The sequence below is a fragment of the Variovorax sp. GW823-FHT02B07 genome (assembly GCF_058797695.1).
Genome location: NZ_JBXAJX010000001.1, coordinates 1328354 through 1349000, shown reverse-complemented (window position 1 = coordinate 1349000; position 20647 = coordinate 1328354). Strand labels below are relative to the sequence as shown.

17 protein-coding genes are annotated in these 20647 nt (G+C 69.1%); 5 read left to right on the top strand and 12 right to left on the bottom strand.

The genetic code is table 11. From position 1 onward, the window contains the following. Positions 1–53: 53 nt before the first annotated feature. Entirely contained in the window at positions 54–644 is a 591-nt protein-coding gene (locus tag AC1RGU_RS06350) for a GbsR/MarR family transcriptional regulator (RefSeq protein WP_492695462.1), read from the top strand. A 42-nt stretch (positions 645–686) separates the two neighbouring features. Here AC1RGU_RS06350 and cydX read toward each other — a convergent pair whose 3' ends face one another. The 12 genes from cydX to AC1RGU_RS06290 form a co-directional block, all read right to left on the bottom strand. Next, positions 687–836, bottom strand: a complete 150-nt coding sequence (gene cydX, locus AC1RGU_RS06345) for a cytochrome bd-I oxidase subunit CydX (RefSeq protein WP_062475789.1) — start codon at positions 834–836, stop codon at positions 687–689. An 18-nt stretch (positions 837–854) separates the two neighbouring features. Further along, a complete protein-coding gene (gene cydB, locus AC1RGU_RS06340; RefSeq protein ID WP_062475791.1) occupies positions 855–2009 on the bottom strand; it encodes a cytochrome d ubiquinol oxidase subunit II in 1155 nt (384 codons plus the stop codon). Beyond that, the gene (locus tag AC1RGU_RS06335) at positions 2006–3625 is read right to left on the bottom strand and encodes a cytochrome ubiquinol oxidase subunit I (RefSeq protein ID WP_095947372.1); all 1620 of its coding nucleotides are present in this window, start codon (positions 3623–3625) and stop codon (positions 2006–2008) included. Before AC1RGU_RS06335 ends, cydB begins: the two co-directional genes overlap by 4 nt. A 51-nt stretch (positions 3626–3676) precedes the next feature. After that, entirely contained in the window at positions 3677–5389 is a 1713-nt protein-coding gene (gene cydC / locus AC1RGU_RS06330; RefSeq protein WP_492695459.1) for a thiol reductant ABC exporter subunit CydC, read from the bottom strand. Next, entirely contained in the window at positions 5386–7083 is a 1698-nt protein-coding gene (gene cydD / locus AC1RGU_RS06325; protein WP_492695457.1) for a thiol reductant ABC exporter subunit CydD, read from the bottom strand. Before cydD ends, cydC begins: the two co-directional genes overlap by 4 nt. 156 nt (positions 7084–7239) lie before the next feature. After that, positions 7240–8334 (bottom strand): acyltransferase family protein, encoded by a 1095-nt coding sequence (locus AC1RGU_RS06320; protein ID WP_062482677.1) that lies wholly within the window; start codon positions 8332–8334, stop codon positions 7240–7242. A 74-nt stretch (positions 8335–8408) separates the two neighbouring features. Next, positions 8409–9371 (bottom strand): NAD(P)H-dependent flavin oxidoreductase, encoded by a 963-nt coding sequence (locus tag AC1RGU_RS06315; protein ID WP_062482679.1) that lies wholly within the window; start codon positions 9369–9371, stop codon positions 8409–8411. Between the two features lie 80 nt (positions 9372–9451). Next, entirely contained in the window at positions 9452–11242 is a 1791-nt protein-coding gene (locus AC1RGU_RS06310) for an acyl-CoA dehydrogenase (RefSeq protein WP_070059450.1), read from the bottom strand. Between the two features lie 86 nt (positions 11243–11328). Continuing rightward, the gene (locus AC1RGU_RS06305) at positions 11329–12261 is read right to left on the bottom strand and encodes an electron transfer flavoprotein subunit alpha/FixB family protein (RefSeq protein WP_492695454.1); all 933 of its coding nucleotides are present in this window, start codon (positions 12259–12261) and stop codon (positions 11329–11331) included. Positions 12262–12274: 13 nt separating this feature from the next. Then, positions 12275–13024 carry an electron transfer flavoprotein subunit beta/FixA family protein gene (locus AC1RGU_RS06300; protein ID WP_070060185.1) on the bottom strand — a complete coding sequence of 250 codons (750 nt, stop codon included), beginning with the start codon at positions 13022–13024 and terminating at the stop codon, positions 12275–12277. A gap of 139 nt (positions 13025–13163) precedes the next feature. Further along, positions 13164–14453, bottom strand: a complete 1290-nt coding sequence (locus AC1RGU_RS06295; RefSeq protein ID WP_492695452.1) for a mechanosensitive ion channel family protein — start codon at positions 14451–14453, stop codon at positions 13164–13166. Between the two features lie 39 nt (positions 14454–14492). Next, a complete protein-coding gene (locus AC1RGU_RS06290) occupies positions 14493–15446 on the bottom strand; it encodes a histone deacetylase family protein (protein WP_062482261.1) in 954 nt (317 codons plus the stop codon). An 89-nt stretch (positions 15447–15535) separates the two neighbouring features. Between AC1RGU_RS06290 and AC1RGU_RS06285 the strand changes: the two genes are divergently transcribed. The 4 genes from AC1RGU_RS06285 to mltB all read left to right on the top strand — a co-directional run bounded on the left by AC1RGU_RS06285 (position 15536) and on the right by mltB (position 20646). Then, positions 15536–16456: an AAA family ATPase gene (locus AC1RGU_RS06285; RefSeq protein ID WP_070059454.1), complete on the top strand. Its 921-nt coding sequence runs from the start codon at positions 15536–15538 to the stop codon at positions 16454–16456. Then, positions 16453–17433, top strand: coding sequence for a DUF58 domain-containing protein (locus tag AC1RGU_RS06280; RefSeq protein WP_492695449.1), 981 nt, complete (start codon positions 16453–16455; stop codon positions 17431–17433). Before AC1RGU_RS06285 ends, AC1RGU_RS06280 begins: the two co-directional genes overlap by 4 nt. Before the next feature lie 13 nt (positions 17434–17446). Then, positions 17447–19477 (top strand): transglutaminase TgpA family protein, encoded by a 2031-nt coding sequence (locus tag AC1RGU_RS06275; protein ID WP_492695447.1) that lies wholly within the window; start codon positions 17447–17449, stop codon positions 19475–19477. Positions 19478–19542: 65 nt separating this feature from the next. Continuing rightward, a complete protein-coding gene (gene mltB, locus AC1RGU_RS06270) occupies positions 19543–20646 on the top strand; it encodes a lytic murein transglycosylase B (protein ID WP_070059562.1) in 1104 nt (367 codons plus the stop codon). Position 20647: the final 1 nt, after the last annotated feature.

Here is a 20647-nt window from a genome sequence, read left to right as displayed (position 1 = left end):
TGGGTTTTCGGAAACTTCCGTACGTCCAGCAATCCGGCGCGACAATCCGCCGCATGGCTTCCGCACCCGACCTCCCTCCCCTCAACCGCCAGTTCGTCGCCCACTTCGGCGAGATGGGCAGCAAGTGGGGCATCAACCGCACCGTCGGCCAGATCTACGCGCTGATCTTTTTGTCGGAGCGCGCGCTCAATGCCGACGAGATCGCCGAGATGCTGGAGTTCTCGCGCTCCAACGTGAGCATGGGTTTGAAGGAGCTGCAGGCCTGGCGCCTCGTGCACCTGCGCCACCACGCGGGCGACCGGCGCGAGTATTTCGAGGCGCCGAAGGACGTGTGGGAAATCTTCCGCGTGCTGGCCGAGGAGCGCCGGCGCCGCGAGATCGAGCCCACGCTCTCGATGCTGCGCAACGCGCTGCTCGAATCGCCCACCAGCGACGCCGAACGCCACGCGCAGGCCCGCATGCGCGAGATGCACGACCTGATCGACCGGCTGATGAAATGGTTCGACGACGTGCAGCGGCTGGCGCCCGAGACTGCGATGCAGCTCATGGGCATGGGCGCGACGGTGACGAAGGTCCTGACGCTCAAGGACCGCCTCACGGGCGGTGCGTCGAAGCAGAGCAAAGGCCCCGCGGGCGAAACCTGAGTCGCGCCGCGAGGCTGAGGGAACGGACGGGGCGCTACGCCCTCACAGCCGTTCCTGCCCCTGCGGGGTTTCCGGCGTGCCGAGCTTTTCCTTGCGGATGGCCTCGTCGTCCATCAGCTCGTACCACATGGCGTTGAGCACGGCGAAGGCGGCGGCCAGCGGCAGGCCGAGGATCCAGGCGAAGTACCACATGTCTTTTTCCTTCCCGTTTCAGTAGGCGTGTCCGCTCTCGTCGCGGATGGCTTGTTCGTCGACCTTGCCCCACAGCACGTGGTAGACCCAGGTGGTGTAGGCCACGATGATCGGGATGAAGATCGCGGTGACCACCAGCATGATGAACAGCGTCAGGTGGCTCGACGACGAATCCCACACCGTGAGGCTGGCACGCGGGTCGATCGACGAGGGCAGGATGAACGGGAACATCGACGCGCCCACGCTCAGGATGATGCCGGCGATGCCCAGCGCCGCCGTGAGCAGCGCGAACCCCGGCCGGCGCAGCACCAGCCCGAGCAGCGCGCCCAGCGTGCCGACGAAGCCCGCCGCCGGCGCGGCGATGGTCCAGGGGTGCGCCGCGTAGTTGCCCATCCAGGCGCCGGCATGCAGCTCGACGGTCTTGAGCATCGGGTTCGACGGGCCTACCGCGTCGACCACGCTGCTGATGCGAAAGCCCCCGATGCCCATGGCCAGCCACACGCCGGCCAGCGCATAGAACACGAGCGTGAGCACCGCCGCGACCATGCCGTAGCTGCGTGCGCGCTCGGCCACCGGCCCGGCGGTCTTGAGCAGCAGCCAGGCCGCGCCGTGCATCACCAGCATCGCCACCGACACCAGCCCGCAGAGGATGGCGAAGGGGTTCAGCAGGCCGAAGAAGCTGCCGTCGTAGAAGATGTGCATGTCGGCGCCGAAGCGGAACGGCACGCCCTGCAGCACGTTGCCCACGGCCACGCCGCAGATCAGCGCAGGCACGAAGCCGCTGAAGAACAGCACGCCGTCCCAGCGCGCGCGCCACTGCGGCGACTCGCGCTTGCTACGGAACTTGAAGGCCACCGGCCGCAAGATCAGCGCCGACAGGATCACGAACATCGCCAGGTAGAAGCCCGAGAACGACACGGCGTACAGCTGCGGCCAGGCCGCAAAGACGGCGCCGCCGCCCAGGATGAGCCACACCTGGTTGCCCTCCCACACCGGGCCCACGCTGTTGATGACCACGCGCCGTTCGATGTCGTTGCGCGCCGCAAAGGGCAGCAGCATGCCGGCGCCCAGGTCGAACCCGTCGGTCACCGCGAAGCCGACCAGCAGCACGCCGATCAGCAGCCACCAGATGAAGCGCAGGGTGTCGTAGTCGAGGAGTGTGTGGAGGATCATGCGGCGCTCCCGGTCGAGGCAGAAGAGGAAGACGTGGCGGCACGCGCCGGCGGAATGTGCGAGCGTGCATCGCCCTCGGTGGGCGCATGCTCGACCTCGGGGCCCTTGCGGATGGCCTTGAGCATCAGCTTCATCTCGATGATGAGCAGCGTCGTGTAGATCGCGATGAAGCCCGCGAGCGTGATCAGCAGTGTCGTCACGCCCAGGTTCGACACGGCCACCGCGGTCGGCAGCACGCCCTCGATCACCCAGGGCTGGCGACCGAACTCCGCTACCAGCCAGCCGGATTCAATGGCGATCCACGGCAGCGGAATCGCCCACACCGCGACCTTCAGCAGCCAACGGTGGCGGTCGAGCGCACGGCGCGCCGACAGCACGAAGAAGGTGCCCGTCAGCAGGATCAGCAGCATGCCGATGCCCACCATCACGCGGAACAGCCAGAACAGCGGCGCCACCTGCGGCACGGTGTCCCATGCGGCCTTGGCGATCTGCTCGTCGGTGGCCTGGCGCGGATCGTCCACGTAGCGCTTGAGCAGCAGCGCGTAGCCCATGTTGATGCCGTTGTCCTCGAAGTCGCCGCGCACGCCCTGCGTTACCTTGTCGGCACCGCCGGCCTCGCGGATCTTCTGCAGCGCGTCGTAGGCCTTCAGGCCCTCGCGGATGCGGGCCTCGGCGCGCTTCACGAGCTCGTCGATGCCGGGCATCACGGTGTTGAGCGAGCGCGTGCCGATGAGGCCCATCACCGCCGGGATGTGAATGGCGTAGTGCGTCTCGCGCGCCTTCTGGTCGGGGAAGCCGATCACGGTGAACGCGGCGGGCGCGGGCTGCGTCTCCCACATGCCTTCGATGGCGGCCAGCTTCATCTTCTGGTGTTCGCCCGAGAGGTAGCCGCTCTCGTCGCCGAGCACCGCCACCGACAGCGCGGCGGCCAGGCCGAAGGACGCGGCCACGGTCATCGAACGCTTGGCCAGCTCGATGTGGCGGCCCTTGAGCAGGTACCACGCCGACACGCCGAGCACGAACACCGCGGCGCACACATAGCCGGCCGACACGGTGTGCACGAACTTGGCCTGCGCCACCGGGTTGGTCAGCACGGCGGCGAAGTCGGTCACTTCCATGCGCATGGTCGCGGGGTTGAAGGCCGCGCCCACGGGGTTCTGCATCCAGCCGTTGGCGATGAGAATCCACAGCGCAGAGAAGTTGGAGCCGATGGCCACGGCCCACGTCGCGGTCAGGTGGCCCACCTTGGAGAGCTTGTCCCAGCCGAAGAAGAACAGGCCCACGAAGGTCGCTTCCATGAAGAAGGCCATGAGCCCTTCGATGGCCAGCGGCGCGCCGAAGATGTCGCCGACGTAGTGGCTGTAGTAGCTCCAGTTCATGCCGAACTGGAACTCCATCACGATGCCGGTGGCCACGCCCATCGCGAAGTTGATGCCGAACAGCACGCCCCAGAACTTGGTCATGTCGCGCCAGATGACGCGCCCGGTCATCACGTAGACCGTCTCCATGATGGCCAGGATGATCGACAGTCCGAGCGTGAGCGGCACGAACAGGAAGTGGTACAGCGCCGTCACGGCGAACTGCAGGCGCGAGAGCGCGACGATGTCAAGGTCCATGGGGGCTTCCTTTATGTGTTCTGTTCGTTCGTTGCTCGGTCGGTCAACTCATCAATCGGGGCGCAGGCCGCGCAGCGCAGCCTCGAAGGCCTCCGTGCCACGGCGCAGGTCGGCGACGATGCGACCCTGCACCATGCACACGAGGCGGTCGGCCAGCGCGGCTTCGCGGCGCAGGTGCGTGGCGATCAGCAGCGTGCGCGGACCGGCCTCTTGCGCCAGGCGCTGCAGCACGTCGTGCGCGGTGGCGGCGTCGAGCGCCTCGGTCGGTTCGTCGAGCAGCCACAGCGGCACCGGGCGCAGCAGCAGCCGCGCGAGCGCGAGCCGGCGTGACTGCCCGCCCGACAGGCCGAGGCCGCCTTCGCCCAGGCGCGTGTCGAGGCCGGTGGCCAGCGCGCGCACATCGGCATCGAGGCCGGCGGCGTGCAGCACGGACCAGAGGCGCTCGTCGCTCGCTTGCGGATCGGCCAGGCGCAGGTTGTCGCGCAGGCTGTCCTGGAAGAGTTCGGTGCGCTGGGTCAGCAGGCAGGCCGGTTGTGCCTGCACGTGACCGGCGCGGGGCGTGAGGTCGCCGGCGATCACGGAAAGCAGCGTGGACTTGCCTGCGCCGCTGGCGCCGACCAGCGCGACGCGCTCGCCCGCGTTCAGATGCAGCGACACACCGCCAAGCACTTCGGCCAGGCTACCGGGGTGCATGACGGTGAGCTGGTCGACCTGCACGGCCGCCGTCTGCGCGGTGCGAGCGGGGCGCGCGCCCTCTTCCACCGACGGGTCCAGTCGCGGTGCCAACCGACGCACCGCCAGCCAGGTGCGTCCCGCGTCGAGCGCGCCACGCCGCAGCGCGGCGAACGGTTCGGTGGCGGTCAGCGCGATCAGCAACGCGAGCGCCGCGCCGGGGGCGCCGATGACGCCTTCGCTCACCAGCGCGCCCACGGCCAGCAGCACGCCGACCAGCGTCAGCGTGCCCGCGCTGCCATAGGCGAAACCGGCCGCGGCTTCGAGCTTGTTCAGTGCGAGATCGGCCTGCGCGAGGTGCGCGTCGGCATTCATCAGCGCGGCGCGCTGGGCGTCGAGCCGGCCTGCCATCGCAAGGTCGGCCTGGCCTGCGACCAGGTCGACAGCCCGCGCGCGCAGCGCCTCCACGGCATGCGCGCGTTGCCGCGCCGGCTGCCGTGCACGCCGCGCGATGAGGAACGCCAGCCCCCAGCCGACGGCGCAAAGCCAGAGCGCGATCGCCACGCCCATCCCCACATGCATGAAGCCGAGCACGATGCCCGCCAGCAGCGCCGCGCCGAGCGCCGCAGCAGCAGGCACGAACAGGCGCAGGTAGAGCGACTCGAGCGCGTCGATGTCGGCCGTGAGGCGGAACAGCAGCCGCGCCGGCCGCATCAGCAGGTCGCGCGCGGCCTCGGGGCGTGCCCAGCCTCGGAACAGCCGCACGCGCAGCTCGGCGAGCACGGCGAAGGTGGCGTCGTGCGTGACCAGCCGCTCGCCGTAGCGCGACCCCGTGCGTCCGAGTGCCAGCAGCCGGATGCCGGCCGAAGGCATGAAGACATCGAAGGTGAAGGCCGTGGCCGCGTGCAGGCCGGCGAGCGCGGTCGCCGTGATGAACCAGCCCGACAGGCCCAGCAGTGCCATGCCTGCGAGCACGGTGACAGCAGCCAGCAGGCAGCCCAGCAGCAAGGCACGCGGCTGCGTCGCGAGGAAGGGACGCAACACGAGGCGCAGGTCGCGCCAGCGGGGGGAGCGGGTCGCGTGGTTGCTCATGCGGCCTTCTCCACCAGCGGTTCGGGGCCGAGGTTCACGGTGCGGTCCATGCGCGCGGCCAGCATCGGGTCGTGGGTCGAGACGATCAAGGTCCGGCCACGGGCGAGCGCCACCAGGGCGTCGGCGACGCGCGCGGCGGTGGCGGTGTCCAGGTGGGCCGTGGGTTCGTCGGCCAGGATCAGGTCGGCATGCGGATGCACCGCGACGCGCGCCAGCGCCAGCCGCACGGCCTCGCCGCCCGACAGGCCGCTGCCGCCCTCGCCCAGCGCGGTGCCGGGGTGGGCCTGCGCCACGTCGTCGAGCGCCGCGAAACGCATCGCCTCGGCGACCTCGGGCGCGCCGATGTCGGCACGGCCCAGCGCCACGTTGGCTTCGACCGATCCGGCGAAGACGTGGGGCTTCTGTCCCATCCACGCCGTGCGCTGGCGCAGCGCGGCGGCCGTGTGTTCGGTGAGCGGCACGCCGCCGATGGCGATCTCGCCGCGCGTGGCGGGCATCAGCCCGGCCAGCAGCGAGAGCAGCGCGGTCTTGCCCGATCCGCTGGGGCCGGCCAACGCGACATGCTCGCCGGCGCCGATGCGCAATTCATAGCCATCGAAGAGCGGCGTCGACTCGCCGGGCCAGGAGAAGTGCAGCCCATGGACTGTCACCGCAGGCGCAGCCCCTGCCCCGGCGGCGCCAGTCGCTGCGCGCGTGACCGCGACGCCCGCGCCGGGCAACGGCAGCGCGCCGCCTTGCAGGTCGTCGAGCGCCTGCAACGCCGCCTCGCCGGCCGCGCGGTCGTGCCAGACCGCCGACAGCTCGCGCAGCGGCTCGAAGAAGGCCGGCGCCAGCAACAGCACGAACAGGCCTTCGCCCAGACTGAGCTGCTGGCCCCAGGCGCCGAAACCGAGCGAGCCCAGCAGATGGAAACCGATGTAGACCGCGACCAGCGCCACGCCCAGCGCGGAAAACAGCTCCAGCACGGCGGACGACAGGAAGGCGATGCGCAGCACCGCCATCGTGCGCTGGCGCAGCGACTGGGCGGAGGCACCGAGCCGGTCGGCCGTGGTATCGACCGCATCGAGCGCGCGCAGCGTGGCCAGGCCGCGCAGGCGGTCGAGCAGGAAGGCGTTCATGCCGCCCATCTCGACCATCTGCGCCTCGCTGGCCGCCTTGGCGCGCCAGCCGACGATGGCCATGAAGATCGGGATCAGTGGCGCCGCCACCAGCAGCACCAGCGCCGCAGCCCACGAGAACCAGGCCACTGCCGCGAGCAGGAAGAGCGGCACCACCGTCGCGCGCCATCGCGCGGGTTGGTAGCGCACGAGGTACGGCACCAGCGCCTCGGCCTGTTCGGCGAGCACGCTGGCCGCAAGGCCGGAGGGCGCGCGTTCGCGGTCGAGCGGCGAACTGGCCGCCAATACGGACGCTGTCTGCGCGCGCAAGGCCGTCAATTGCGCCCGCGCGCGCCCGAAGGTGCGGCGCACGCCCCAGGCTTCGCAGCCCGCGCGCAGCAGGCCGAGAAAGAGGATGCCCACCGCCGGCCACAGCACGGCCGCCATGCCCTCGCCGTTGGCCAGACCCTGGACTGCCATCGCCAGCAGCGCCGCCTGCGGCAACCAAGCGAGCGCCGCGACGCCTTGCACCACGCTGCCGATGTCGGGCGACGTGAAAGCCTTCAACGGCGATCGTGGCGGCGATGGTTCTGTCATTCCTTGAGTTTGTGTATTTTCAGTATTTACTGAAAGATTCACAATCATACACAACAGGGGCAGTTCGCGCAGACTGCCCGCTCTGAAGCCCGAAGGCAACAGATTTGCAAAGGAATGGGAAGAAAAAGGGCCGCACCGCAGCGGGTGCGGCGCGCTTCAGTACGACACGATGAGGCCGCTGACGAGCAATGCGGCAAAAAGTGTGCAGACGCTGCGCAGCGACGCCGGCCGGGCTTCGACCCCGCGGTACAGCAGCACCGCGGCGCCCACCGAGAGGCCGAAGGTCGCGACCATGCCCAGCAGGTCGACCCATGGCCCATGCGGCCCCAGACCCGCCACCAGCGCGTTCACGGCGAGCAGCACCGGAAAGTGGATCAGGAACAGCGAATACGAAATGCGCCCCAACTGCTGCAGCGGCACGGCCGCCGCGGGCCAGTGGGCGGGCGACAGCCACTGCCGGCGCTGCGCCACCGCGATCAACAGCGCGGTCACCAGCGCGATGGCGATGCGGCTGCGCCAGTCGATGGCAAGCGCGCCCGCCCCCACCAGCGCCAGCAGCGCGACGGCGCTGCACCAGGTGCTGGTGCGCGTGGCGCGGCCGACCCAGAAGGCCAGCATGCCGAGCCCGTAGGCGCCGAAGAAATAGAACGCCGTTTCGTCCAGCCGCGCCTGCCGGTTGAACAGCGCGAGCGACGCCACGGCCACGATGAACACCAGCGCCACCGGCGCCCAGCGCGCGGCCGAAGTGGGTTGTCGCAGCACGGCGGGCAGCCCGACCAGTGCGAGCGCCAGCGCGAACAGCTGGAAGTCGATCGCCACGTACCAGACACCGGTCGACAGCGACTCGTAATTCAGCAGGTCTTGCAGCAGCAGGCCGTGCGCCAGCAACTGACCGAGGCTCGGCTCGGCCGGCACCACCTCTTCACCCAGCCATGGCCTCGCCACCTCGGCCACCAGCACGCAGACCGTGAGTGCCGCAAGGTACGGCATGACCAGCCGGCCATAGCGCTGGAAGATCCGCGAGAGCGGCCGGTCCACGCGCAGCACGCCGTCGGGCGCCAGGCTCGCCGTGGCCAGAAAGCCGGCGATCACGAGAAAGACCTGCACCGCGAGCCGACCGTCATTCGCCAGCCAGCCGAAGAAATCGGGCGCCAGCACCTGCGCGCCGGCCGGCATCGGGCCGTAGCGCGCGAGGTGATGCCCGACGATCAGCGCACAGGCCAGGCCCTTGACCACGTCCAGCAGCGGCATGCGCCCCTGCCGCGCAGGCACGGCCCCGCCGCCACCGCTCGCAGCGGAGGTCGATGCCGGTGCGTGCGAACCGTTCAAAGTGCCAATCGCTGTCGTGCTTCCTGGTACTCGCGCTTGAGCTTCTCGATGAAGGCGCCCGCGCTCGCCACTTCGGTGATCGCGCCGATGCCCTGGCCCGAGCCCCAGATGTCTTTCCAGGCCTTGGCCTTGCTGCCTTCGCCGCCGCCGAAGTTCATGGTCGTCACGTCGCCTTCGGGCAGGTTGGCCGGGTCCATGCCGGCCTTGACGATGCTGGGCGCCAGGTAGTTGCCGTGCACGCCGGTGAACAGGCTCGAGTAGACGATGTCGTCCGAGTTACCGTCCACGATGGCCTGCTTGTACTCCTCGCTCGCGCGCGCCTCTTCGGTCGCGATGAAGGCGGTGCCGATGTAGGCGAAGTCGGCGCCCATGGCCTGCGCCGCGAGCACCGCGCCGCCGGAGGCGATGGAGCCCGACAGCGCGATCGGGCCGTCGAACCACTGGCGGATTTCCTGCACCAGCGCAAACGGGCTCTTCACGCCCGCGTGGCCGCCGGCCCCGGCCGCCACGGCGATGATGCCGTCGGCGCCCTTCTCGATCGCCTTCTGCGCGAACTTGTTGTTGATGATGTCGTGCAAGGTCACGCCGCCGTAGCTGTGCACCGCGTCGTTCACGTCGGTGCGCGCACCCAGCGAGGTGATCACGATCGGCACCTTGTACTTTACGACCATCTCCATGTCGTGCTCCAGGCGGTCGTTGCTCTTGTGCACGATCTGGTTGATGGCAAACGGCGCGGCCGGCTTGTCCGGGTTGGCCTTGTTGTAGGCCGCCAGCTCCTCGGTGATCTCGATCAGCCACTCTTCGAGCTGGGCGGCCGGGCGGGCGTTGAGCGCCGGCATCGAGCCGACCACGCCGGCCTTGCATTGCGCGATCACGAGCTTGGGGTTGCTGATGATGAACAGCGGCGAGCCGATGATCGGCAGCGGGAGGTTCGCGAGAACAGAAGGCAGCTTGGACATGTCGTCTCCGGGAAGGGGTTCGGTTTTATAAGAGCAAGGGGCCGCTGCCGCCCGTCAGATCGGCGACAGCGGCGGGTGCGTCAGAACGCCTCGAGCGCCAGCGCCGTGACGCTCTCGGCACCTTCGACGATGCTGTCGCGGATGCCCGGCACCTTGTTCAGGATGTGCTCGGCGTAGAAGCGCGCGGTGGCGATCTTGGCCTGCATGAAGGCGACGTCGACATTGTGCGAGGCCTGGTCCTGCGCCACGATCAGCGAGCGTGCCAGCTGCCAGCCGGCCACGAGGTTGCCTGCCAACATCAGGTACGGCACGCTGCCCGAGAACACGGCGTTGGGCGAGGCCTTGGTCTGGCCGGCGACGAAGTCGACCACGTCGATGAAGGCCAGGCGCGCGGCGGTCAGACGTTTGAGGACGGCGGCGGCCGCAGCGCTGTCGCTCTTGGCAAGTTCGGCCTCGGTCTTCTCGATCTGCGCGGCAATCGCCTTGGCCGTCTGGCCGCCGTCGCGTGCGGTCTTGCGGCCCACGAGGTCGTTGGCCTGGATCGCGGTGGTGCCTTCGTAGATCGTGAGGATCTTCGCATCGCGGTAGTACTGCGCCGCGCCGGTCTCCTCGATGAAGCCCATGCCGCCGTGCACCTGCACGCCCAGCGAGGTCACTTCGAGGCTCATCTCGGTGCTGTAGCCCTTCACGAGCGGCACCATGAATTCGTAGAAGGCCTGGTTCTGCTTGCGCGCGTCGGCATCGGGATGATGGTGGGCGGCGTCGTAGGCGGCGGCGGCCACCGAGGCCATCGCGCGGCAGCCTTCGGTATACGCGCGCATCGTCATCAGCATGCGCTTGACGTCCGGGTGGTGAATGATGGGCGCGCTGGCATTGATCGAGCCATCGACCGGGCGGCTCTGCACGCGGTCCTTGGCGTAGGCGACGGCGTGCTGGTAGGCACGCTCGGCGATCGCGATGCCCTGCATGCCCACGGCGTAGCGGGCCGAGTTCATCATGATGAACATGTACTCGAGGCCGCGGTTTTCCTGGCCCACGAGGTAACCCACCGCGCCGCCGTGGTCGCCGTACTGCAGCACGGCGGTCGGCGAGGCCTTGATGCCCATCTTGTGCTCGATGCTCACGCAGTGCACGTCGTTGCGCGCACCGAGCGAACCGTCGGCGTTGACCATGAACTTCGGCACCACGAACAGGCTGATGCCCTTCACGCCTTCGGGCGCGCCGCTCACGCGGGCCAGCACGAGGTGCACGATGTTCTCGGCCATGTCGTGCTCACCGTAGGTGATGAAAATCTTGGTGCCGAACACCTTGTAGGTGCCGTCGGGCTGCGGCTCGGCGCGGCTGCGCACCATGGCCAGGTCGCTGCCGGCCTGCGGCTCGGTGAGGTTCATCGTGCCGGTCCACTGGCCGCTCACGAGCTTCTCGAGGTACACGGCCTTGAGCTCGTCGGAGCCGGCGGTGAGCAGCGCCTCGATGGCGCCGTCGCTCAGGAGCGGGCACAGCGCGAAGCTCATGTTGGCCGAGTTGAGCATTTCGCCGCAGGCCGCGCCGATGGTCTTGGGCAGGCCCTGGCCGCCGAAGTCCGCCGGATGCTGCAGGCCCTGCCAGCCGCCCGACACGTACTGCGCGAAGGCGTCCTTGAAGCCCTTGCTGGTGGTGACTTCGCCGTCCTTGAACGACGACGGGTTGCGGTCGCCTTCGACGTTCAGCGGCGCCACCACGTCCTGGTTGAAGCGCGCGCACTCTTCGAGCACGGCCTGTGCAGTTTCGAGGCCGGCGTCTTCGAAGCCGGGCAGCTTGGCGATCTCGCCGATGTTGGCCAGGTGTTCGATGTCGAACAGCATGTCCTTGAGGGGGGCGGTGTAGCTCATGTCTTCTCTCCAGGGGCCGCGGTGGGAGCGGCAGATGTAAAAAAGGCATCGCGAACGATGCCTTCTGGCTCAATGCGTTGAAGCGATCAGAGCGCCTTCACGAGTTCCGGCACGGCCGTGAACAGGTCGGCCACGAGGCCGTAGTCGGCCACCGAGAAGATCGGTGCTTCTTCGTCCTTGTTGATCGCGACGATGACCTTCGAGTCCTTCATGCCGGCCAGATGCTGGATGGCGCCCGAGATACCCGCGGCGATGTACAGCTGCGGCGCGACGATCTTGCCGGTCTGGCCCACTTGCCAGTCGTTCGGGGCGTAGCCTGCATCCACTGCGGCGCGGCTGGCGCCCAGGCCGGCGTTGAGCTTGTCGGCCAGCGGCGTCATCACTTCATTGAACTTCTCGGCGCTGCCGAGAGCCCGGCCACCGGAGACGATGATCTTGGCGGCCGTCAGTTCGGGGCGGTCGCTCTTCGTGACTTCACGGCCCACGAAGGCGCTCTTGCCGCTGTCGGCGACGCCTTCAGCCGTTTCGATCGCTGCGCTGCCACCGGTGGCAGCAGCTGCGTCGAAGCCGGTCGTGCGCACGGTGATCACCTTGGTGGCGTCGGTGCTCTGCACGGTGGCGATGGCGTTGCCGGCGTAGATCGGGCGCTCGAACGTATCCGGGCTGACAACCAAAGTGATGTCGCTGATCTGCGCCACGTCCAGCTTGGCAGCCACGCGCGGAGCGACGTTCTTGCCGTTGGCGGTCGAGGGGAACAGGATATGGCTGTAGTTGCCGGCGATCGCGAGCACTTGCGCTGCGACGTTCTCGGCGAGGTTCTCTGCCAGCGATGCGCTGTCGGCAGCGATCACCTTGGACACGCCGGCGATCTGCGCGGCGGCCTTGGCGGCTTCGGCGGCGTTGGCACCGGCCACGAGGATGTGGACGTCGCCACCGCAAGCCAGGGCTGCAGTCACGGTGTTGAGGGTGGCCGGCTTGATGCTGGCGTGGTCGTGTTCGGCAATGACGAGTACGGTCATGTTCGTTTCTTCCTCAGATCACTTTGGCTTCGTTCTTGAGCTTGTCCACCAGGGTGGCAACGTCGGGCACCTTGATGCCGGCGCCCCGCTTCGGGGGCTCGCTGACCTTGAGGGTCTTCAGGCGGGGCTTGACGTCCACGCCCAGGTCTTCGGGCTTGAAGGTGTCCAGCTGCTTCTTCTTGGCCTTCATGATGTTGGGCAAGGTGACGTAGCGTGGCTCGTTCAGGCGCAGGTCGGTCGTGATGACCGCGGGCAGCGTGAGCGTGAGGGTTTCCATGCCGCCATCGACTTCGCGTGCGACGGTGACCTTGTCAGCTGCGAGGTCGACCTTCGAGGCGAAGGTGGCTTGGGGCAGATCAGCCAAGGCAGCCAGCATCTGGCCCGTTTGATTGGCGTCGTCGTCGATGGCTTGCTTGCCCAGGATGATCAACTGGGGCTGTTCCTTGTCGACCAGTGCCTTGAGCAGCTTGGCCACGGCCAGCGGCTGCAGCTCTTCAGCGGTCTCGACCAGGATGCCGCGGTCGGCACCGATGGCCATCGCGGTGCGCAGGGTTTCCTGGCACTTGGCATCGCCGCAGGAGACGGCGATGACTTCGGTCACGATGCCCTTTTCCTTCAGCCGCACCGCTTCTTCGACAGCGATCTCGTCGAAGGGGTTCATGCTCATCTTGACGTTGGCAATGTCCACCCCGGTGCCGTCGCTCTTGACGCGCACCTTCACGTTGTAATCGACGACCCGTTTGACAGGCACAAGAACCTTCATTGACTTGACTCCATTGGATTGCAAAAAGGGGGGCTTCGAGAGCAGCCTGCCATTTTAGGACGCCGGCCTTGGCTGCCTCTCCATTCTTCTTGTCGGCCTCGAGGGCCATGAAAAAAAGAACGATCGTGCTTTTCCGTGATTATAAAACAGCGGGAGGCGCTGCGGTCACTCCCGCCGGCAAAGATTCCACTCGCAGCACCCGCTGCGGATAGGGAATGTCAATGCGGGCGGCGCGCAGTCCTTCGAGGATGGCGATGTTGATGGCCGAGCGCACGTTGTCCTTGCCCTTGTCAGGGTCGGCGACCCAGAAGTTCAGGCTGAACTCCAGGCCGTCGGGCGCGAAGGTGACGAGGTAGGCGATGGGCGCCGGGTCGGTCATGACGCGCGGCTGGGCCTTGGCGGCGTCGCACAGGATGCCCTGCACCTGCGCCACGTCGCTCTCGTAGCCGACCACGATGTTGGTCGTGATGTTGAACTTGCGGTCGGCCAGCGACAGGTTTTCGACCCGGCCGGTGATCAGCGATTCGTTCGGCACGATCGCCTCGCGCCCGTTGCCCGCGCGGATGAGCGTGTAGCGCGTCTTGATGTCGGTGATGCGGCCTTCGAAGGTGTCGACCTTCACGTTGTCGCCGATGCGGATCGAGCGCTCCAGCAGGATCACGAAACCGCTCACGTAGTTGGCCGCCAGCTTCTGCAGGCCGAAGCCCAGGCCCACGCCGAGCGCGCCGCCCAGCACCGACAGCGCCGTGAGGTCGACCCCCACCGCCGACAGCGCGAACAAGAGGCCGATCAGCAGCAGGAAGGCGCGCACCGCGTTCGACGCCACCTTGCGCATCGACAGGTCGCTCACGGCCTCGCGCAGGATGCGTTTTTCGATGGTGCTGGCGATCCACAGCGCGATCATCAGCACGAGCCCCGCCGACAGCGCGCCCTGGATGATGGTCTGCAGGCTCACGCGGGTCTTGCCGAAGGCCAGCGTGATGTCGTCCAGTTCGGCCAGCACCGGCGGCAACAGCCCGACGATCCACAGCACGGCGGCGATCCAGGCCAGCCACGAGATGGTGCGCTCGATCAGCCGCACCAGGCTGGAGGTCGGGAACACGGCCCGCAGCACCCGCGCGAACAGCCGGATGACCGCCAGCGACAGGAACACCGGCACGGCGATGCGCAGCACCAGCACCACGGGCAGCAGGTCGAGCGCCAGGCGGCGCGCAATGCCGGTGAGCACCAGCGCGAGCAGCGGGAACAGCAGGCCGTCGAAGGTGCGCTCGCCGAACCAGATCGAATCCTTGGGCTGGTCGCGCCCGAACCATTTGCACACCGCCCATGCCACGCCCACGCAGGCCACGAGCACGGCGAGTTCGATGCCCAGGCCGTGCGCGTCGACCTGTCGCAGGCGCTGGAGGAAGTCGTCGAAATTGAAATTCATCGGTGAAAGAAACAGGGCGCCTCGCGGGCGCCAACCGGGTTACAGGTCCGCCAGCACGCGGATGTGCGCTTCCACGCTGCGCGCCAGGGCGTCCAGGTGGTAGCCGCCCTCGAGCAGCGAGACGATGCGCCCGCGCGCATGGCGCTTGGCGACATCGCGCACGCGGCCGGTGATCCAGGCGAAGTCGTTTTCGTTGAGGCCGAGCTGGCCCAGCTCGTCCTCGCGGTGGGCGTCGAAGCCGGCGCTGATGAACACCATCTGCGGCTTGAAGGCCTCGAGCCGGGGCATCCAGATCGCCTCGACCAGCTCGCGCACGTCCATGCCCTTGGTGTAGGCCGGAATGGGCAGGTTCAGCATGTTCGACGCCGGGTGCTCGGTGCCGCTGTACGGATAGAACGGGTGCTGGAAGAACCCGACCATCAGCACGCGCGGGTCGTTCGACAAGATGTTCTCGGTGCCGTTGCCATGGTGCACGTCGAAATCGACGATGGCCACGCGGTCCAGGCCGTGCACCTCGAGCGCATGCCGCGCGGCAATGGCCACGTTGTTGAAGAAGCAGAAGCCCATGGCCTGCTCGCGGCAGGCATGGTGGCCCGGCGGGCGCACGGGGCAGAAGGCGTTCTCGATCTCGCCGGCCATCACGGCATCGGTGGCCGCCACGGCGGCACCCGCGGCGCGGCGCGCGGCCAGCAGGGTGAAGCGGGTCAGCACGGTGTCGGGGTCGACCTGCGCATGGTCGGGGCCGCCGGCGGGCGCGTCGGCCACGAGGCGCTGCTGCAGTTCCTCGAGGTGTTCGACATGCGCGTGGCTGTGGGCCCGGGTGATCTGTTCCAGCGTGGCCAGGGGCACTTCGCCCCGCGCCAGCGCGTCGCCGACGCCGGTCAGCAGCAACCGGTCTTCGATGGCATCCAGCCGCTCGGGGCATTCGGGATGCCCGTTGCCCATGTCGTGCTTCCAGAAGTCGCGATGCGTGAAGTAGCCTGTCTTGCCCATCTCTCGCCGTGTCTCGTGTCGTCGCGTCTAGACCTCACGCAGCATGGGGCCGCAAGGTCTTACGGTATCGTTTGCATATGGATACAAATATGGACGTTGCTGCGAAGCTAGCCACTTTGCTGAGTCAGCTTAACACGGTGATTGTTGGCAAAGAGGCCCAGGTGCGCGACTGCGTGGCCTGTCTGCTGGCGGGCGGGCACCTGCTGATCGAGGACGTGCCGGGGGTCGGCAAGACCACCCTGGCCCATGCGCTGTCGCACACCTTCGGCCTGCAGTTCTCGCGCGTGCAGTTCACGGCCGACCTGATGCCGGGCGACCTGTCGGGCGTGGCGATCTACGACCGGGGCCAGCAGGCCTTCGTGTTCCACCCCGGGCCGATCTTTGCGCAGGTGTTGCTGGCCGACGAGATCAACCGCGCCAGCCCCAAGACCCAGAGCGCGCTGCTCGAGGCGATGGAAGAAAAGCAGGTCACCGTCGAGGGCGAGACCCGCCCCCTGCCCTCGCCCTTCTTCGTGATCGCCACGCAGAACCCGCAGGACCAGCTCGGCACCTTCGCGCTGCCCGAGTCGCAGCTCGACCGCTTCCTGATGCGCATCTCGCTGGGCTACCCCGACCGCGCGGCCGAGCGCCAGCTGCTGGCCGGCGCCGACCGCCGCGAGATGCTCGCCGGCCTGCCCGCGATGCTGACCGCCGGCGAACTCACCGCCCTGCAGCAGCGCGTGCAGCAGGTGCATGCGGCCGAGCCGCTGCTGAACTACCTGCAGGACCTGATCGCCGCGACCCGCTCGGGCCGCTGGTTTTTGCAGGGCCTGTCGCCGCGCGCCGGTATCGCCGTGCTGCGCGCCGCCAAGGCGCAGGCGCTGCTGGCCAACCGGAACTACGTGGCGCCCGACGACGTGCAGGCCGTGCTGCCGCAGACCATCGCGCACCGCCTCACGCCCGTGGGCGACGCGGGCCGTGGCGCCGTCGAACAGGTGCGCGCCATGATCGCCGCGGTGCCGCTGCCGTGAACCCTGTCGGCGTCCTGCGTTCGCGCATCGACGGCTGGTTCCTCTCGCGCCGGGCCCCGTCGGACACGCTCGAACTCACCCAGCGCAACGTCTACATCGTGCCCACGCGCGCCGGCTGGACGCTGGCGGCCACGCTGCTGGTGCTGCTGATAGCGTCGATCAACTACCAGCTCAACCTGGGCTACCTGCTGACCTTCCTGCTGGCCGGCAGCGTCGCGGTGGGCATGCATGTGTGCCACGCCACGCTGCGCGGGCTGGCGCTGCGCATGGTGCCGCCCGAGGCGCAGTTCGCGGGCGCCGCGGCGGTGCTGCGCGTGGTGCTGCACAACGAACGGCGCAGCGTGCGCTACGGCATCGGCATGGCGGTGCGCGGCAGCGGCCAGTGGGCCTGGACCGACGTGCCCGCCGAAGGCACGGCCACGGTGGAGATCGCCTTCCAGCCCGAGCGGCGCGGCCTGCACCCGGTGCCGCCGCTGACCGCCGAGACGCGCTTTCCGCTCGGCACCTTCCGCGTCTGGACGGTCTGGCGGCCGGCCGCGCAGCTGCTCGTGTACCCGACGCCCGAAGCCCATCCGCCGCCGCTGCCGGCGGGCGAGCCGCTCTCGGGGCCCGCCGCCGCGTCGGCCGCGGTGCGGGCGCAGAACGCCGGCGAATACGACGGCGTGCGCGCCTACCGGCGCGGCGACCCGCTCAAGCTCGTGGTCTGGAAGAAGGCCGCCCGCGCGCAGGCCAACGGCTCCGAAGACCTCGTGAGCCGCGACACGCAGCACACGCAGCGCGAGGAGCTCTGGCTCGACGCGCACGCCGCCGCGCTGCCCGACATCGAGGCCCGCCTGTCGCGCCTGTGCGCCTGGGTGCTGATGGCCGACCGGCTGGACGTGGACTATGGCGTGCGCGTCGCCGGCCGCACGGTGAAACCGTCGCAAGGCGAAGCGCACCGGCGCGCCTGCCTCGAAGCGCTGGCGCTGTGCGCATGAACGGGATCGCCGCATGAACCGGGTCGTACGCGAACTCACCGCACTGCCGAGGGACGCACGGGACACGCTGTTCCTGCTGTGCGTCATCGGCCTCATCCTGCTGCCGCAGGTGGACGAGCTGCCCTGGTGGTGCTCGGCCATCACCGCCATGGTGCTGCTGTGGCGCGCCTCGCTGGCGGTGCAGGCGCGCCCGCTGCCCAGCAAGTGGTGGCGCATCGCGCTGCTGGCGCTGGCGCTGGCCGGCACCTACGCCACCCACCGCACGCTGCTGGGCCGCGACGCGGGCGTCACGCTGGTCGTGTGCCTGCTGGCGCTCAAGACGCTGGAGCTGCGCGCGCGGCGCGACGCCTTCGTGGTCTTCTTCCTGGGCTTCTTCGCGATGCTCACGAACTTCTTCTATTCGCAGTCGCTACTCACCGCCTTCACCATGCTGCTGGCGCTGCTGGGCCTGCTGACGGCGCTGGTCAACGCCCACATGCCCGTGGGCCGGCCGCCGCTGATGCAGGCCGCGCGCATGGCCGGCTGGATGGCGCTGGCGGGGGCACCGGTGATGCTCGCGCTGTTCCTGCTGTTCCCGCGCTTCGCGCCGCTGTGGGGCACGCCCGGCGACGCCATGGCCGGGCGCACCGGCCTGTCGAACACGATGCGGGTCGGCAGCATCGCCGAGCTGGCGCTCGACGGGAGCATCGCGGCGCGCATCAAGTTCGACGACAACCGCGCGCCGCCGCAGAGCCAGCTGTATTTCCGCGGCCCCGTGCTGGCGCAGTTCGACGGCCGCGAGTGGACGGCACTGCCGACCTGGGCACGCAGCGGGCAGTCGGTGTCGAACCTGCGCACGCGCGGCGAACCCGTGCGCTACGAGGTCACGCTCGAAGCCAGCCAGCGCCCGTGGCTGCTCACGCTCGACGCCGCGCCGCGCGCGCCCGAGGTGCCCGGCTACGAGGTCACCGGCACACCCGACCTGCAGTGGTTCGTGAACCGGCCGATCATGGACCTCGTGCGCTACCGCGCCGAGAGCCACCCGCAGTTCCAGAGCGGCCCAATAACGCGCACCGGCGGCCGGCTCCAGCCCTACCTGGCGCTGCCGCCCGGCAGCAACCCGCGCACCGCCGCGCTCGCCGCCCAGATGCGCGCCGACCCCACGCTGGCCGGCGCCGATGCACAGGCCTTCGTGCAGGCCGCGCTGCAACGTCTGCGCACCGGCGGCTACACCTACACGCTGGAGCCCGGCGTGTACGGCAACGAGACCGCCGACGAATTCTGGTTCGACCGCAAGGAAGGTTTCTGCGAACACATCGCCTCGGCCTTTGTGGTGCTCATGCGCCACCTGCAGATTCCGGCACGCATCGTCACCGGCTACCAGGGCGGCGAGCTCAACAACGTCGACAACTACTGGGTGGTGCGCCAGAGCGACGCGCACGCCTGGGCCGAGGTGTGGCAAGAAGGCGCGGGCTGGGTGCGCGTCGACCCGACCGGCTCGGTCGCGCCGGGGCGCATCGGGCAGTTCCAGCGCCTCACGCCGCAGCCCGGCCTGCTGGCCGGCGCCATCGGCGTCATGAGCCCGACGCTGGTGCAGAACCTGCGCGCCGCCTGGGAGGCCGTGAACAACGGCTGGAACCAGTGGGTGCTCAACTACACGCAGAGCCGCCAGCTCGACCTGCTGAAGACCCTCGGCTTCAACGCCCCGAGCCTGGAAGACCTGGGCTACGTGCTGCTGTACCTGCTGGTGGCCGCGAGCCTGGCCGGCGCCGGCTGGACGCTGTGGGAGCGCAGCCGGCACGACCCGTGGCTGCGCCTGCTGGGCCGGGCCCGCGCGCGCCTGGCCAAGGCCGGCCTGCCGCTGCCCGAGACAGCGCCGCCGCGCCAGATGGCCCAGGCCGCCGACGCCCGCTTCGGGCCCGCCGCGCAGGCCGTGCGCGACTGGCTGCTGAAGCTCGAAGCCCAGCGCTACGCGCCCGCCGCGTCCGGCCCATCGGCCTCGCTCGCCGCGCTGCGCGCCGAGTTCCGCCGGCTGCCCTGGCCGCCCACGCCGCCGCGCGCCTGACGCGCGGCTGCAACCACATGTGTCCCCCGAAAGTGCGCATGCGCACGGGCGGCACAATCGTGCCCATGTCACACGCCTTTCCCACGCCCTTGCGCGCCGCAGTGGCCGCCACCGCCCTCCTCGCCGCCTGCGTCGCCTGGCCCACGGGCGCCCTGGCCCAGAAGCCCCAGGCCAATGGCCGCCCCGCCGTCACGCCGGTGCGCGGCAGCACCCCCTACGCCACGCGCGACGACGCCATGGCGTTCGCCGACGACGTCGCCCAGCGCCGCAACCTCGACCGCGACTGGGTGCGCGCCACCATCGGTGCCGCGCGCTTCCTGCCCAACGTGCCGCGCCTGATGCTGCCGGGCCCGGTCGGCACGGTGAAGAACTGGCAGACCTACCGCAGCCGCTTCATCGACCCGGTGCGCATCGCGGCCGGCGTGCGCTTCTGGCGCGCCAACGCCGAGACGCTCGCGCGCGCCGAGGCCACCTACGGCGTGCCGCCGGAAATCATCGTCGGCATCGTCGGCGTCGAGACCATCTACGGCCGCAACATGGGCAACTTCCGCGTGATCGATGCGCTGGCCACGCTGTCCTTCGACTTCCCGCAGGGCCACCCGCGCGCGGCCGAGCGCGTCGCCTTCTTCCGCGGCGAGCTCGAGAGCTTCCTGAGCACCGAAAGCCGCACCGCCGACGACCCGCTCACGCCCGTGGGCAGCTACGCCGGCGCCATGGGCATGCCGCAGTTCATGCCCAGCAGCATCGCCAAGTACGCGGTCGACTTCGACGGCGACGGCCGCATCGACCTCGTGAACAACCCGGTCGACGTGATCGGCTCGGTCGCGAGCTACTTCAAGGGTTTCGGCTGGACCCCGGGCATGCCGTCGATCTACCCGGTGCACTTCGAGGAAGCGCGCCTGAAGAAGGCGCTGCTGCTGGCACCCGACATCCTGCCGACCTTCAGCGCCGACAGCTTCGTGGCCGCAGGTGCCGTTCCCGAGGGCGAAGGCCTGAAGCACAAGGGCCTGCTGGCGCTCATCGAGCTGCAGAACGGCCTCGACGCGCCGCCGACCTATGTCGCGGGCACGCGCAACTTCTACGTGATCACGCGCTACAACTGGAGCAGCTACTACGCGATGTCGGTGCTCGACCTCGGCCAGGAGGTCAAGGCCGCGATGGAGCAGTGAC